Raw genomic sequence first — 15,185 nt, forward strand, 5'->3', positions numbered from 1 at the left:
GACCACCATGACCGCCCCTGAGGTGCAGCGCGTCCGTGACCAGCGGATCGAGAAGGTCGTCCCGCTGATGAGCCCGGCGCTCCTGCACCACGAGCTGCCGCTGACCACCGAGTTGCACGACACCGTGCTGGCCGGCCGTAAGCAGGTCGAGGACGTGCTCAATGGCCGAGATCAGCGCCTGATCGTGGTCGTCGGCCCGTGTTCGGTGCACGATCCGAAGGCCGCAGGCGAATACGCCGACCGCCTGAAACTCGAGGCCGAACGGCTCAGCGAGGACCTGCTCATCGTGATGCGGGTGTACTTCGAGAAGCCGCGTTCCACGGTCGGCTGGAAGGGTCTGATCATGGACCCGGCGCTGGACGGTTCGGGTGACGTCGGCACCGGTCTGCGGATCGCCCGCAAGCTGCTGCTCGAGGTCGTGGCCCGGGGCCTGCCGGTGGCGGTGGAGTTCCTCGACCCGATCACCCCGCAGTACATCGCCGACACCGTGGCCTGGGGTGCGATCGGCGCCCGGACCGTCGAGTCGCAGGTGCACCGCCAGCTGTCGTCCGGCCTGTCGATGCCGATCGGCATGAAGAACCGCCCCGACGGCAGTGTCTCGACCGCTGTCGACGCGATCCAGGCGGCCGAGGCGACGCACGTCTTCCCCGGCATCGACTACTCGGGCACCCCGGCGATCCTGCACACCACCGGCAACCCGGACTGTCACCTGGTGCTGCGCGGCGGCGGCGGCAAGCCGAACTACAGCGCCGAGGACGTCGAGTCGTCGCTCGCGCTGCTGCGCAAGGCGGGCCTGCCCGAGCGTCTGGTGATCGACTGCTCGCACGGCAACAGCAACAAGGACCACAAGCGGCAGCCGATCGTGGCCGAGGACATCGCCCAGCAGATGGAGGCCGGCAACCGCGCGATCAGCGGCGTCATGCTGGAGAGCTTCCTGGAGCCCGGCCGGCAGGACCTGGGCGGCGAGCTGACCTACGGCCAGTCGGTCACCGACGCCTGCATGGGCTGGGACTCGACGGTGAGTGTTCTGGAGCGCCTGGCCGCGGCCGCCGCGAAGCGCCGCGCCCTCTGACCCGGACCTCGATCACTCTGCCTGCTCGCTCAAGGCCCGAGCAGGCAGAGTGGGACGACCGCGATTCCGTCGGCGCGGCGGTAAGCCTCGGTCCCGGTGGTGATGACCGCCGCATCCAGACGTTCACACCGCAGTGGCTGGGTCAGGGCTGCTCACAGGGTTCACACAGAAGGGGCACACGGGCGCGACAGCGCGCCGCGGCAGATTCACGAGGTACGAGTCCGCCAGCTCTGGAGTACCCCGATGACCCTGCTGTTGCCGGAGGCGCCCGCCGAGGAACCGGCGGCGCCCGTGACCGGGCCGCCCCGTGATCGCACCGGAGCCGCCCGCTATCTGCTCGGCCGCACCGACCCGGCCTGGATCCGTCCGTCTCTCTACGCCCTCCTGCTGCTGACCGGGGTCCTCTACATCTGGGGGCTCGGCGAGTCGGGCTGGGCCAACGCGTTCTACTCGGCCGCCGTGCAGGCCGGGTCGGAGAGCTGGAAGGCGTTCTTCTTCGGCTCGTCCGACGCGTCCAACTCGATCACCGTCGACAAGACACCCGCCGCGCTCTGGATCATGGCGCTCTCGGTGCGGGTCTTCGGGCTCAGCTCGTGGAGCATCCTGGTGCCGCAGGCGCTGCTGGGTGTGGCCACGACCGGTCTGCTCTACGCGACGGTGCGGCGTGGGTTCGGCCCGGCCGCCGGGCTGCTCGCCGGCCTGGTCTCGGCGCTGACCCCGGTCGCTGTGCTGATGTTCCGGTTCAACAATCCGGACGCGCTGCTGGTCCTGTTGATGGTGGCCGGGGCGTACACGATGCTGCGCGCGGTCGAGACCGGTGCGACGAAGTGGGTGATCCTGACCGGCTCACTCGTCGGGTTCGCCTTCCTGGCCAAGCAGTTGCAGGCACTCCTGGTCGTTCCGGCGTTCGGTCTCGCGTACCTCGTCGCCGGTCCTCCAAAGATCTTGAAGAGGCTCGTCCAGCTGCTGCTGGCACTGGTCGCGATGGTCGTGTCGGCCGGGTGGTACATCGCGATCGTCGACCTGGTCCCGGCGTCGGCGCGGCCGTTCATCGGCGGATCGCAGAACAACAGCCTGCTCGAACTCACTCTCGGCTACAACGGGCTGGGCCGGCTCAACGGCGAGGAGACCGGCAGTGTCGGCAACGCGGCCGGTCGCTGGGGCGAGATCGGCTGGGACCGGCTGTTCAACAGCGCGCAGGGCGGTCAGATCTCCTGGCTGCTGCCGGCCGCGCTGATCCTGCTCGCCGCCGGTCTGGTGATCACCGCCCGGCGGGCGCGCACCGATCTCCAGCGGGCCGGTCTCGTCGTCTGGGGCACGTGGCTGCTGGTCACCGGTCTGATCTTCAGCTTCATGCAGGGGATCTTCCACGCGTACTACACGGTGGCGCTGGCTCCGGCGATCGGCGCGGTGACCGGCATGGGCGTGGCCCTGCTCTGGGAGCGCCGCAGGAGTCTCCTCGCGACGGGCACACTCGCGGCGGTGATCGCGGTGACGGCCTGGTGGTCGTACACGTTGCTGGGCCGGACCACCGACTTCGTTCCGTGGCTGCGGTGGCCGGTGCTGATCGCGGGTCTGCTGGCGGCGGCCGCGGTGGTCGCCTCGGTCCGGCTCACGACGCGGCTGGCCCTGGTCGCCGCGACGGTCGCGGCGGTCGCGGGACTGGCCGGGCCGGCGGCGTACGCGGTGGAGACCGCCTCCCAGCCGCACACCGGATCGATCCCGACGGCGGGGCCCGCGACGTCCGGCGGCCGGGGCGGTACGCCCGGCGGTGGTGGTGTGCCCGGCGGTGGCCGTCGTGGCAACGGCGGCGGTTTCCCGGGCGGCGGGCCGAACGGCACCGCACAGGACGGTGGTACGCAGAACGGCGGTGCACGGAACGGCGGCGGGATGACGCGGCCGGGCGGCGGGAACCAGAGTGCCCGTGGTGGCGGCATGGGTGGGCTGCTCAACGCCAGTTCGGTCAGCGCCGAGGTGAAGGCGCTGCTGGAACAGGACGCCGACGGGTACACCTGGGTGGCGGCGGCGATCGGGTCGCAGAACGCGTCCGGTTATCAGCTGGCCACCGAGGAGCCGGTGATGGCGATCGGCGGTTTCAACGGCACCGATCCGTCGCCGACGCTCGCCCAGTTCCAGCAGTACGTCGCCGACGGGAGGATCCACTACTTCATCGGCGGCGGCGGCTTCGCCCGCAACGGCGGCAACGGTGGCAGCAACGAGAGCGGCCAGATCTCCGAGTGGGTGACCGCCAACTACACCGCCGAAACCGTCGGTGGCACCACGTTGTACGACCTCACGTCACCGACCAGCGCCGGCTAGCCCAGACGATCATGAACGTCAATGCCAAAATGTCATGAGCCGGGAAAATTACATGGCATTCTCGGGCACTCCGGGGTCCCGTACGATAAAAATTCGCCGACCGCGAATGAGGGCCGCGACGTGCATGATCGGCAAATCCCCTTGGAAGACCGGCAGCGATTGCTGGATGCCCTGCTCGATATTCGCAGCATGAGGGACCGGGTCGAGCGTGATCGTTATGTGGCGGAGCTGGAGGCCCGGATCGGCCGGCCGTTGCGGGCCTCCCGGCACTCGGACGCGCGCCATGACGTCTGGTCGTTGCTGGGCGCCATGCTGGCCCGGTCCGGCGCCCTGCGCACGTTTGTCCGTACGGTCTTCGACCTGCACGGGGAGGATCCGGCGATCCGCGAGCTGGAGCGGCTCGTCGACGAGATCGAGCGCGACGTCCTGCTGGCCCCCACCGACCGGGATTCGCTGCTGACCCTGCTCGCCGGTGTGGAGTCGCACCACCTGATCCGGGCGGCCGAGGTGGCCGGGCCACGCGCCCGGGAGATCAGCGCGCTGGCCGGCAATCCGACAGCTCTGGTGCGGCGGCTGGAGAGCATCCCCGGTTCGGCCGGCGGCGCACCGCTGCTCTTCTCGTTCGTCGACCGGGTGGCCCATCTGATCGGCGCGACGCAGGCGCTCGATCTGCACCGCTGGATCGACCTCGTGGCCGGCGGCATCGGCCTGAGTCAGGCAACCGTCCGTGACCTGTGCATCGCGAGCCGACGCGACCAGGAGGGTGGTGAGCAGGGCGTGGAGCCGGCCGCCCCGGTCGCCGTCGTGACCCGGAGCGAGCCCGGACCGGATCGGCCGATTCTGCCGCCGCCAGAGGACGCCGACGCCGAGCCACGCGACCGGCGCCCGATCTGGGGTGGTGTCCCGGCGCAGAACCCGAACTTCACCGGACGTGAGTCGATGCTCCGCAGCCTCAACGAGGCGCTGATCACCAAATCGCAGATCTCGGTGCTACCCCAGACGCTGCACGGCCTGGGCGGTGTCGGCAAGACCCAACTCGCGGTGGAGTACGTCTACCGGTTCCAGTCCGCGTACGACCTGATCTGGTGGATTCCCGCCGAGCAGCCGACCACGGTCCTCGCGTCGCTGGCCGAGCTGGCCAAACGTCTGGAGCTCCCGGAGAGCACCAACCTCCAGCAGACCACCACCACGGTCATCGACGCGCTCGCCTCGACATCGCTGCGGTGGCTGCTCGTCTACGACAACGCCAACCAGCCGGACGAGCTGGCCCGCTTCGTCCCGGTGGCCGGCGGGCACGTCGTCATCACCTCCCGCAACCAGGAGTGGACCAGGCTCGGCGACTCGGTTGAGGTCGACGTCTTCGAGCGCCGGGAGAGCATCGAGCTGATCCGGAAACGGGCCGGCCACATCTCCCTGGAGGAGGCCGACGAGCTGGCCGACAAGCTCGGCGACCTGCCGCTCGCCCTGGAGCAGGCGGCGACCTGGCACGTCGGGACCCGGATGCCGATCTCCGAGTACCTTCAGCTGTTCGACGAGCACGTGCGGGAGCTGCTCTCCGAGGGCAAGCCCACCAACTATCCGACCACGGTGGCCGCGTTCCTCGCTCTCGCTGTGGAGCGCCTGCGAACGGCCAGCGCCGGGACCGCCCAGATGTTCGAGCTGTTCGCCTACCTGGGCGCCGAGCCCCTCTCCCAGGAACTGTTGCGCACCGCCCGGGACGCGCCGCTCTCCGAGCCGCTGCGCAGCACGGTGCGCGAGCCGATCCGGCTCGGCCGGGCGATCCGTGACCTGCGCCGGTTCGGGCTGGCCCGGGTCGACCTGGACAACAAGATCCAGGTGCACCGCCTGATGCAGCTGGTGCTCCGGGAGAGCCTGGACCAGGAGCAACGTGCACGGAGCCTGCGCAACGTGCAGCTCATCCTCGCCTACGCCAACCCCAACGACCCGGACAGTCAGTTGTCCTGGCCGATCTACGCCGAGATCGGCCCGCACATCCTGCCCGCGCATCTGGTGACCGCCGACCTTCCGGAGGCCCGGTCGGTGGTGCTCGACCAGATGCGCTACCTATGGGTGGTCGGTGACTACGAGAACAGCAACCGGCTCGCCGAGATGGCGATCCCGGTGTGGCAGGAGGGCACCGAGGCGGACGTCGGACCGGTCGGCGCCCGTACCCTGCTGGCCATCCGGCACCGGTCCAACGCGCTGCGCTCGCTCGGCGAGAGCAAACGGGCCCGGGAACTGACCCAGCAGGCGTATGCGGGGTTGCGGGACAGCCCCGAGTTCGGCGTGGACCACGAGTACACGCTGGTGACGGCGAACAGTGTGGCGCTGGACCTGCGGATCCTCGGCGACTACCGGGCCGCGCTCGCGGTCGATCAGGAGAACCTGGAGCGGCACCGCCAGGTCTTCGGCGAGGACGATCTCTACACGCTGCGGGTGCTCGCCAACGTGGCGGTCAATCTCCGCATGCTCGGGGACGTGGAGCAGGCGTACGAGATCGACCTCGACCTGGTCCAGCAGTGGAGCCGGACCGGACCGGACCGCTACCAGACCCTGCAATGCCGCGCCAACGTCGCCCGGGACCTGCTGGCTATGGGCCGCCACCAGGAAGCCCTCGACATGATCAACGAGGTGGTGCGACTTCTGTCGGAGTTCGACCCCAGGCGGATGGATGTGCTGCTCGCCTCGCGGACGCAGGCGATCGCCCTGCTCCGGCTGGGCCGGTTCACCGAGGCGCTGGATCACGCCCAGTCCTGCTACGAGGGCACCCGGGCCCGGCTGGGTCCGCACCACGAGCACACCCTCGCCTCGGCCATGACCCTGGTCAACGCGTTGCGCACGATCGGTGACGTGGGCCGCGCCCAGGACCTCGCCGTGACGTCACTGGACCTGTACCGGCGCGACTTCGGCGACAGCCACCCGTTCACCCTGGCCGCCGAGGTGAACACGGCACTGCTCCTGCGGGCTGTCGGCGAGCACTCCCGAGCGCAGGAACTGGACGAGAGCGCGGCCGCCGGGTTCCGGACCGCGTTCGGTCCGGGGCACACCTACACGCTGCGGGCCACCAGCAACCTCTCGAACGATCTGGCGCTACGCGGTGAGGCCGCGGCCGCCCGGGAACTGTCCGAGAGCACTCTGGCCGAACTGGTCCGGCAGCGGGGTGACGAGCATCCGCACACCCTGGCCTGCGCCGGCAACGTCGCGTTCGACCGGATGGCCACCGGCGACACCGAGTCGGGCCGACAGTTGCTGGCGCGCACCCTGGAGCTGATGGCACAGGTCCTCGGGCCTGATCACCCCGACACGGTGGACCGGGCGCGAGGCCGGCGTGCCGAGTGCGACCTGGAACCGTCACCCACGTAGGGCGCCGGCGTGGCGCTGCTGCCAGACGGTGTGTGCGCCGTGCAATGCCTCCTCCGCACGCCGTACCACCGCGGTGGGGAGCCCTCGGCCGGCGAGGGCCTCGAAGGCCGATCGCATCCCGGCGGTGAACCGCTGCCCGGCGGGCAGCAGCGCCGCCGATGCCTCCAGGCTCCGCAGCCCCCATCGCACCTGTTCGCGGCTGAGAGCGAACTCCTCCTCGGCGGTTTCGGTCAGTTCCGGCACATCGAGCAGCCGGAGCCAGAACTGGGCGATGCCGAGGAAGGCGTAGACGCCCTGGATCAGGCCGCCGACCGGGCGCGGGTCGATCCGCCACGGCGCGAAATGGAGTCCGGTGTCGGCCGGGTCGGTGAGCGGCTGGATGTCCAGCACCCCGGAGAGTTTCGAGTGCTGGAACTCGTGGATCAGCATGACCGCGAAGTCGGCCGGGTTTCCAGGGCGGGTCAGCCCGAAGGCACCGAACGCGTCCCGGATGGTGGCGCTGCGGGCCGAGTGCGCGTCGAGTCGCGCGAGCGGGACCAGGGTGCGCAGGCCGGCGCTGAGTTCGCCGGCGCGCACCGGGTCGTGGTCGGCGATCAACTGCCAGCCCGCGGCGAAACCGTCCTGCCAGCGTTGCACCTCGCCCGGGTCCAGGCGATCGGTCGGCGGCGCGTGGTGCCCACCCCGGTACGGGTCCAGGTCGTCCAGGCCGACCCGTAGCTCCCGGCCCGCAGCCACCGCCGTGAGCTGCCGCAACGGCTGCCAGCCGGTCTGCCCGCCGACTGTCGCCCGGCCGTCCCTGACCCGTACCGTCACCGGAGTGTGATCGGGGATCCCGGTCAGCGCCCGGCCGAGGCCGGGCAGGGTGACGCCGCCGCCGGAGACGTGCACTGTCAGGTCGGCGTCCAACCCGGCGCGGGCTGCCACGGCGGCGGCCACCGCGGACAGGTGATTGCAGTCGACGTCAAGCGGCACGCCGGACCGGGTCACGCCCCGCAGCCGCCGGGTGGTCACCGCCGTCCATGCCCCGACCAGTGGCTCGGTCAGCACCTCGGCGAATCGGTCCTGGTCGGCGCGCTGGGCCCGGACCAGGACGGCCAGTGCGGCGTCGCGGTGGGCCCGGTCGCCGCTCCAGGTGTCGGCGATGAACTTGATCAGCAGCAGGTGCTTGCTGAGCTGCGCGCGGGTCAGCGCGGCGACCGCCCGGTCCCCGCCGTACCCACCGGCCAGGCCGGCGAACTGGATGGGGCTGAGGTCGTGCCATCTGATCGTCACTGCCGGGCCCCGGTCAGTCGGGCCAGATCGGTGGCGACCCGGCGGTGGACATGGGTGATGAGCCTGGTGAGATCGGCGCAGTAGACCGAGGGGTTACGGAAGCCATCCCCCCGTCGGTAGCGGTGCGCGTAGTGCCCGGCGCCGCAGACCCGGTGCAGCTCACATGACCGGCAGGAGTCGGCGAGGGCCTGCACGCCGATCTGCCTCGCCACGATCCCCGGGTGCAGCAGAACCGCGTCCAGGTCGTCCGTCAGCACGTTGGCCCCGGTCACGCACGCGCCGGCGTACGCCGACTTCAGCGAGTCCTCCTGCTCGACGGCGCCGTCGGTCTCGATCACGGCGACCGCCACCGGGCTCAGGCCGACCTGTTCGCTACGGCTGCCACCGCCCAGGATCAGGTTGATCACGGCCTCGAAGAGCCGGATCCGTACCTCCTTGCGCTCAGCGCCGTACCACTCGTCGAAGATCGCGATCAGCCAGTCGGCGTACGGGGTCTCCCGCGCACCGTATCGTCGTGGCGGTTCCTCCCAGTTCGCATGCGGGAGAAGGAAATCGATCGCGGGTGGCTGATAGTCCAGCAGAGTCCGGTAACAGCCGATCGGGTCGGTGCCCGGGTCGACGGTGCAGAGCAGACCGGCGTAGCGGTCACGGAAGCCGGGCTGGTTGAGCAGCCGCAACGCCCGGTCCACGGCCGCGAAGCTGCCCCGGCCGTCGGCATGCCTGCGATGGCGGTCGTTGTCGGCGGCCGCGCCGTCCAGGCTGACCCCGACGGAGACCCCCAGCGACCGGAGTCCGGTCAGCATCGCCTCGTCGAGGAGCACGCCGTTGGTCTGCAACCCGAAGTCGGCCGCGCAGACACCGTCCAGCGCCGAGCGCAGGATGTCGACGATGCGCCGCAATCCCGCCCGGCCGGCCAGCAACGGTTCGCCGCCGTGCAGGATCAGGCGCACATGGCTCAGGCCGTGTGCCCGGGCGTGGTCACGGATCCGATCGCCCGCCGCCCGCACCGTCTCGTCCGGCATGATCGCCGGCCGGGTCCGCCAGCTCTGGTCGGCCATCGTGTACATGTAGCAGTAGTCGCAGGCCAGGTTGCACCGCTGATGCACCTTGATCACGAAGTCCCGGAAGGCCCGTGGGGACCACCCATCGGCGACCAACTGCCGAACATTCAGGGTCCGGTGCGGCCAGTTCGGCTCGGCGACGCCGGAAAGCAGTAGCGGCTCAGACCGGCTGGGGATCATCGGCGGCGAAGTTCATGAAAGCCGCGAGGGTCTCCCGGCTCCCACTCATCTCGGCGACCAGAGCCGACAACGAGTTCGCCAGCACCGAATCGGTCGAGGGAAGCAACTGATCCAGCGGTATGCCGGTGACGTCGACCAGCGCGGACGGCGCCGCGTCTCCGTCGTCGAGCAATCCGCGATCCGCGGCCATCCCTCGCCTCCTCGCCCCACCCCGATCCCTAATTCGGCGGCGGCTCGATATCGCACTCCGCGCGAAGCCCCAGGGCAGCATTGACAGTGCTCGGATGATGTGGACCGAGCACTCGCCGGAGGGTGCCCAGTGTAGTGTCAAGCAACGCTTGAGCGCTGCCCAACTCACCCAGATTCCGCAACTCGATCACCAGGTTGACTGCACAGCCGAGCGAATCCGGATGCTCCTCACCGCGGACTCTCTCCGATTTCTCCAGCGTACGTTTCAGCAGGTCCCGTGCGTCCCCGAATTGCTGGTCCAGGGAGAGCCCGGTGGCGAAGTTGGCCGCCGCGCACAGGGTGTACGGATGCTCGTCACCGAGCCGGTCCTGTAATTCCGACAGGGTCATCCGATCCATGTCGAGTGCCCGCTGATCACCCAGCGCGCGCAGGATGATCGCATGATTGACCTCGGCGGCGAGGGTGACCGGATTGTCCCGCCCGAAGATCCGCCGGTACCGTGCCACCGCCAGCTTGGCCAGTTCCAGCGGCTCGTCCGGAGCGTGGTTGTCGGCTACCGCGGCGGCCCGGCCGACGTTGGCGAGGCTCATCATCGCCGCCAGCGTGTGCTCGTGGTCCGGGCCGAGCTGAACCAGGCTGATCTCGTAGTTCTCCCGCGCCAACCGCATGGCCTCGGCGTACTGGCCGAGTTTGCGTAGAGCAACGACGACGGTACGAACGCTCATCAGCACCTGCTGGTGCCGGGCGCCGAGCCGCTCCCGGAACGCCTGTAGAGCGCCCTGTTGCAGCTCGTACGCCTGCTGGAAGTGTCCTAACCCGATGTGGTCGCGGGCCAGGTTGGCGACCGAGATCAGGGTCCGGCCGTCCCGCTCGCCGTACAGTTCCCGACGGCGCCGCAGCACCTCCTCGTCCAGTTGGAACGCCTGCCAGAAGTCCCCGAGCAGGCGCCGGTTCACGCCCACGTTGTTCATCTGCCGCAGCACACGTTCGTCGTCGCGTGGTTCGGCTGCCCGGACGTGCTCCAGCGTCTCCAGGTCGATCTCCAGCGCTCGCCGGTAGGCCCCGTTGATCCGGTGGTGCGCGGCGACTGTGCGGGCGGCCCGGAGCGTGAACTCGTGCCGGGCGCCGTAGCCGGGACTCTCCCGGAGCCGGTTCCAGGAGACGATGCTCAGCTCCCGCGAGTCGTCGTACCGGCCGAGCGCCCGCAGCGTCTCGGCCCGTTCGAACGTCGCCTGCATCGCCAGTTCCTCGACCGGCTGGGCCGGTACGTCGTCCCCGGCCGGGCTCCAGGTGGCGATTGCCAGATCCGCGAGGCGCAGGCTACCGGCGTAGTCGCCGGCCCGGCTCTGGAACCGGATCTGGTCGACGACCAGCTGCCGGGCCGGCGGGTGGGTGGAGCCGACCAGTCCGGCCGAGATCACGTGCGGGGCGATCTCCTTGTAGAGATCCCAGGTCCGCATGTCCTCCGGTGCCCCCGGGTTGGCCGCAGCCAGCAGGAGTTCCAGGTTGTGGCGCCCCCGGACGCGGGCCGGCTCGTCGAGGGCCTCCCGCAGCGCGACCTGGACGAGGCGGTGCACGGTGATCTGCCGGGTCTGCTGGTCGACCTGGGCCAGGCCGTACTCCCGCAACGCCCGGATGGTGAGCGCCATCTCGATCGGATCCCGCAGCGCTCGCGCCAACGGGCCGGTGACCAGCGCGTCCTGTCCGCTGCGTAGCAGCGTCACAGAGACCGGCTCGGGGCTGAGGTGGGCGAAGAGCTCCAGCACCTGGGCGGCGCTCGGCGACTTGCTGCGCAGGCTGTCCACGGCGATCCGGACGAAAGCCACCACCGTGTTGGTGTAGTGCTGCGGGCGGCCGGTGGCCAGCAGTTCCTGCATGTGCTCGTCGAAGAGGAGCATCAGGTCACGGACCGGCATGCCGGCGGCCGCCTGCACCGCCGCGACCTGCTCCAGTGCGAGCGGGAAGTCGCCCAGCCGGTCGGCCAGCCGGGCCGCGTCGGCCCCGTCGATGCCGCTGCCGCGCCGGCGCAGGAACTGGATGCTCTCCGCCCGGTCGAACGGCGGCACCTCGATCGCGGTGCCGATGTTCGCCCAGTTCGGGTTGCGGGAGGTGACCAGGACCCGGCCCCGGGCCGAGGATGGAAGCAGGGCGAGCAGTTCGTCGGAGAGCCCGGCGTTGTCGAAGACCAGGTGCCAGGAGAGCCGGCCGCGCTCGAGTTCACTGATCACCGAGCGCACGGTCTGCTGGAGGTCCCGGGTGGCCGGCAGCTGCAACCGCTCCGCCAGCGCGGCGAGAGAGTTGCGGGCGAGTATTGGGTCCTGGGCCGGCACCCACCAGACCAGGTCGTGCTCGGCCACCGCCCAGCGATACAGGTACTCGACGGCCACCTGGGTCTTCCCGGTGCCGCCGAGGCCATGCAGGATGACCGGAAGCGACCGGCCCTCGCCCAGCTTGCGCCGAACCTCGTCGAGGAGCAGATCGCGGCCGGTGAAGTCGCTGTTGCGCTCGGGCAGGCCGCGCTGCCGGATCGCGTTGGTGGACTCCTCGGCCACCGGGGCGGTGACCGCGCCCTCGGCCGGGCCCTCCAGGTCCGGCACAGCGGAGTCGGAGTCGTCCGAGGCCCGGAGCCAGAGTTGGAGGAAGTGCCGCACGACCTCCTGGGGATCCCGGCGCTCCACCGACCGGGCGGCGAGCACCCGAACCACGCACTCCAGTTTCACCCATTTGGGGAGACCGTCGCCACGGAGCATGGAGCTGACCGTCTCATGGCTGACGGTGTCAACGAGATCGCCACGAATTCTGACATCGTTGCTGATCATTCTGACGCCGGGTTTACCAGCGTTTCGGTACAACTCGTGCAGGGCTAGAACGAGATCGCGGAGAGGACCTGGCTCTAATTGATCCGGTCCGGGCACCTGAACCGCCACGAGGCACGCTCCTGACGCTGCCAAGAATCGTCAAGTTGTGTCAGAAAGGATTTCATGCGAGTCGGGTGTACGCCAACCGTCAAGTTGTGGCGATGAATGCCAGGTTGCGTTCTCCGACATTCCGGGACCTCGAAAATTGGATCAGACGGACCGATCGCCGAGGAGGACGGGGAATGCGAGACCGACGACGGACCAGAGTGGATCAGATCGTGCACGGGCTGGCTTTGGCCGCGATGGTCGCGACGATCCTGATCCTGGTATTCACCGGAGATCTGAGCGGCGATGCGACGTTGCAGGCGATCGCATGCCTGGCTGCCGCCGCGGGGCCATGGCGCAGGCCACGGCCGGACAACACTATTCGGCGGCCTCGCCGGTCGGTTCGGCGGCCGGCGAGTCGGGTGGATCACCGGCGTAGTTGTCGAAGGCGGAAAGAACTTCTCGGCCCCGGTCGAACTCGATCAACAAAGCGGTCACGGCGTTCGACAGGACGGTGTCGCCGTCCGCGATCAGGCGGTCCAGAGGAAGATCCGTGACGTCGATCAACCGTGACGCGCCCGGCAAGCCCTGGTCGGCGCCGCCCATGCCGTCCTCCACCTGATAAGGGCCGGGTTCTGGTAAACCCGGCCCAACGTGCTCACGATAGCTTCTCACAAGGTCATCCGACGGGCGTTCGCGGGCCGCCGTACGGAAAGGACACGGAACCGGCCCGAATTCGGATCAAGATCACCACTTCACAGTGCCGGCACAGTTTCACCACACATCGGGCCAAGCCACCTGACGAAAAGTTGCCCGTATGAGTCTTTCGACGCTGGCCTCGCGGGACGAGGGGACGAGCCGGGTCGTCGCGCCGGTGCTCGATGTGGTGGTCCCGGTCCACAACGAGGAGATCGATCTGGAGCCGAGCGTCCGCCGGCTGCACGGATATCTCGCGGCGGGTTTCCCCTACCGGTTCCGGATCACCATCGCCGACAACGCGAGCACCGACGGCACATCGGCCGTGGCGCAGCGGCTGACCGGAATGTTCGCCGAGGTCAGGGTAGTGCGCCTGGCCGAGAAGGGCCGGGGCCGGGCGCTCCGCGAGGTGTGGGCGCGGTCCGACGCGGCGGTTCTCGCCTACATGGACGTTGATCTCTCGACCGACCTGCGGGCGGTGTTCCCGCTGGTGGCGCCGCTGCTTTCCGGGCATTCCGACCTGGCGATCGGCTCGCGGCTGGCGCGGGGCGCGCGGGTGGTGCGCGGCCCGAAGCGGGAGGTCATCTCGCGGATCTACAACCTGATCCTACGAGTGACGCTACGTGCTCGCTTCAGCGACGCACAGTGTGGATTCAAGGCGATCCGTGCCGACGTCGCCCACCGCCTGGTGCCACTGGTCGAGGACACCTCGTGGTTCTTCGACACCGAGCTGCTGGTCCTGGCCGAGCGGGCCGGTCTGCGGATCCACGAGGTGCCGGTCGACTGGGTGGACGATCCGGACAGTCGTGTCGACATCGTGCCGACGGCGCTGGACGATCTGCGAGGTATCGCGCGATTGATCCGCTCCTTGATCACGCGGCGCATCCCTCTCGGCGCGCTGCGGGCACAGTTCGGCCGCGACCACTGATCAACCGAACCGTTGTACCCGAAGTCGTGGGATTTCTACAGGTCCTGCTGTCCGGAACGGAACGGACCGAAAATTCGGCACATGGAGACGTATCACAACGGCAACCCACAGGTAACAATGGGCTCCAGATCGAGATCGCCCCACCTCGATCCATGCTTCACCGGCGCGGCAGACCGGAAGGTAGCGGACATGCTCAGCAAAGAGGACACCCGGCGACTGGCTCAGCTCGAACGTCAACTTCAGCGCGACGATCCTGAGTTCTGTGCCCGGATGGGCGGCGGAAACTTCAGCGTGTCGTCAACAAGTCGCTCTCCGCTACCGCTGTTCATCCTGGCCGCCGTGATCACCGTGGCCGCCGTCGTCCTCGGCGTGGTCGGCTGGTGGATCGCCGCGTCGATCGTCAGCACCTGGGCGGTCATCACCCTCTCCGCCGCCGCCTACCGGTGGCGCCGCAGGCGCTCCGACACCGCCTACCGGCAGGCCTGACCGATCGGCCGCCACCCTCAGGAACTGGCCGCGGCCCGCGCCTCGAAGCGGTGGACGATCTCGGCCAGCGCCCGGACCTGCCGCAGGACGCTGTCCGGCTCGGTCGAACGATGCTGCTCACGGCCGATGTCGACGATCGCGTCAGCGCGGACGCCGACCATGTGGAGCGGCCGCCGGTACAACGGCTGCTGGGCCGTCGCCCAGTCCACGAACGTCCGCGACGGGTGCGGCAGGTAGACGATCCATGCCGTACCGGCCTGACCGGTATCGGGACGGCGGAAGTCGAAGACCACGAACTCCAGGTCGTCGTGGGAGCCGTGGAGCACCGCATAGGCCGGCTGACCCGCGTCGAAGTCCGGGTTGTCGGCCCACTCGGTGAGCAGCTCATGGTCGATGTCGGCGAACCGCCAGCCGTGCCGGCGGGCCAGCTCGATACGGTCACCGACGCCGGTGACCGGCCGGACCGACCGATCGGCGAAAAAGACTAGCCAGACGCCGGCGGCGGCCATCAGGCCACCGAGACCGAGAGTGAGCGGTGCGGCGGGATGCCCCTCGGCGGCGGCTTCATCGATGGTACGGGTGACGCCATCACCGTAAGTGATGCACTGGTTGCCCGCCCGCACCTCAGCGGAAGCGTCGCAACTCGCGTCGCCACCCAGCGAGAGTCCAATGCCGACGACAAGAACCGCAAGTCCACCGACAAGAATCATCCATGA

10 protein-coding genes and 1 pseudogene are annotated in these 15,185 nt (G+C 69.4%); 5 read left to right on the forward strand and 6 right to left on the reverse strand.

Annotated features, from left to right (window positions below):
- Positions 1-7: 7 nt before the first annotated feature.
- The 3 genes from ACFO0C_RS12335 (at position 8) to fxsT (ACFO0C_RS12345) (ending at position 6,754) form a co-directional block, all read left to right on the forward strand.
- Positions 8-1,072 carry a 3-deoxy-7-phosphoheptulonate synthase gene (locus tag ACFO0C_RS12335; RefSeq protein WP_378066702.1) on the forward strand — a complete coding sequence of 355 codons (1,065 nt, stop codon included), beginning with the start codon at positions 8-10 and terminating at the stop codon, positions 1,070-1,072.
- 243 nt (positions 1,073-1,315) lie between these two features.
- Positions 1,316-3,391 (forward strand): ArnT family glycosyltransferase, encoded by a 2,076-nt coding sequence (locus tag ACFO0C_RS12340; protein ID WP_378066703.1) that lies wholly within the window; start codon positions 1,316-1,318, stop codon positions 3,389-3,391.
- A gap of 21 nt (positions 3,392-3,412) precedes the next feature.
- Positions 3,413-6,754 carry an FxSxx-COOH system tetratricopeptide repeat protein gene (gene fxsT, locus ACFO0C_RS12345; protein ID WP_378066704.1) on the forward strand — a complete coding sequence of 1,114 codons (3,342 nt, stop codon included), beginning with the start codon at positions 3,413-3,415 and terminating at the stop codon, positions 6,752-6,754.
- On the opposite strand, the gene ACFO0C_RS12350 is transcribed toward fxsT (ACFO0C_RS12345), so the two are convergent.
- The 5 genes from ACFO0C_RS12350 to ACFO0C_RS12370 form a co-directional block, all read right to left on the reverse strand.
- Positions 6,743-8,026, reverse strand: coding sequence for an HEXXH motif domain-containing protein (locus ACFO0C_RS12350; protein ID WP_378066705.1), 1,284 nt, complete (start codon positions 8,024-8,026; stop codon positions 6,743-6,745). The two genes, fxsT (ACFO0C_RS12345) and ACFO0C_RS12350, sit on opposite strands and share 12 nt — an antisense overlap.
- Entirely contained in the window at positions 8,023-9,183 is a 1,161-nt protein-coding gene (locus ACFO0C_RS12355) for an FxsB family cyclophane-forming radical SAM/SPASM peptide maturase (RefSeq protein ID WP_378066706.1), read from the reverse strand. Before ACFO0C_RS12355 ends, ACFO0C_RS12350 begins: the two co-directional genes overlap by 4 nt.
- A 64-nt stretch (positions 9,184-9,247) precedes the next feature.
- Positions 9,248-9,457, reverse strand: coding sequence for a hypothetical protein (locus tag ACFO0C_RS12360; protein WP_378066707.1), 210 nt, complete (start codon positions 9,455-9,457; stop codon positions 9,248-9,250).
- A gap of 28 nt (positions 9,458-9,485) precedes the next feature.
- Positions 9,486-12,206 carry an FxSxx-COOH system tetratricopeptide repeat protein gene (gene fxsT, locus ACFO0C_RS12365; RefSeq protein ID WP_378066708.1) on the reverse strand — a complete coding sequence of 907 codons (2,721 nt, stop codon included), beginning with the start codon at positions 12,204-12,206 and terminating at the stop codon, positions 9,486-9,488.
- Positions 12,207-12,737: 531 nt separating this feature from the next.
- On the reverse strand, positions 12,738-12,965 hold the full coding sequence (locus ACFO0C_RS12370; RefSeq protein ID WP_378066709.1) for a hypothetical protein: 228 nt from the start codon (positions 12,963-12,965) through the stop codon (positions 12,738-12,740).
- 211 nt (positions 12,966-13,176) lie between these two features.
- On the opposite strand from ACFO0C_RS12370, the pseudogene ACFO0C_RS12375 reads away from it, so the two are divergent.
- Both ACFO0C_RS12375 and ACFO0C_RS12380 read left to right on the forward strand, forming a co-directional pair.
- Positions 13,177-13,974, forward strand: a pseudogene (locus tag ACFO0C_RS12375) (dolichyl-phosphate beta-glucosyltransferase); the annotation flags it as partial.
- 198 nt (positions 13,975-14,172) lie between these two features.
- Entirely contained in the window at positions 14,173-14,469 is a 297-nt protein-coding gene (locus ACFO0C_RS12380) for a DUF3040 domain-containing protein (RefSeq protein WP_378066710.1), read from the forward strand.
- Between the two features lie 17 nt (positions 14,470-14,486).
- Here the strand turns inward: ACFO0C_RS12380 and ACFO0C_RS12385 are convergent, their stop codons facing one another.
- On the reverse strand, positions 14,487-15,179 hold the full coding sequence (locus ACFO0C_RS12385) for a hypothetical protein (protein ID WP_378066711.1): 693 nt from the start codon (positions 15,177-15,179) through the stop codon (positions 14,487-14,489).
- Positions 15,180-15,185: the final 6 nt, after the last annotated feature.

The sequence above is a fragment of the Actinoplanes subglobosus genome, from assembly GCF_042650585.1.
Lineage (GTDB): Bacteria > Actinomycetota > Actinomycetes > Mycobacteriales > Micromonosporaceae > Actinoplanes > Actinoplanes subglobosus.

Coding starts and splice junctions, on each gene's coding strand:
- fxsT (WP_378066708.1), bottom strand. CDS start 12,206: ATGCTCCGTGGCGACGGTCTCCCCAAATGGGTGAAACTGGAGTGCGTG.
- ACFO0C_RS12340 (WP_378066703.1), top strand. CDS start 1,316: ATGACCCTGCTGTTGCCGGAGGCGCCCGCCGAGGAACCGGCGGCGCCC.
- ACFO0C_RS12360 (WP_378066707.1), bottom strand. CDS start 9,457: ATGGCCGCGGATCGCGGATTGCTCGACGACGGAGACGCGGCGCCGTCC.
- ACFO0C_RS12385 (WP_378066711.1), bottom strand. CDS start 15,179: ATGATTCTTGTCGGTGGACTTGCGGTTCTTGTCGTCGGCATTGGACTC.
- fxsT (WP_378066704.1), top strand. CDS start 3,413: ATGCCAAAATGTCATGAGCCGGGAAAATTACATGGCATTCTCGGGCAC.
- ACFO0C_RS12380 (WP_378066710.1), top strand. CDS start 14,173: ATGCTCAGCAAAGAGGACACCCGGCGACTGGCTCAGCTCGAACGTCAA.
- ACFO0C_RS12370 (WP_378066709.1), bottom strand. CDS start 12,965: ATGGGCGGCGCCGACCAGGGCTTGCCGGGCGCGTCACGGTTGATCGAC.
- ACFO0C_RS12335 (WP_378066702.1), top strand. CDS start 8: ATGACCGCCCCTGAGGTGCAGCGCGTCCGTGACCAGCGGATCGAGAAG.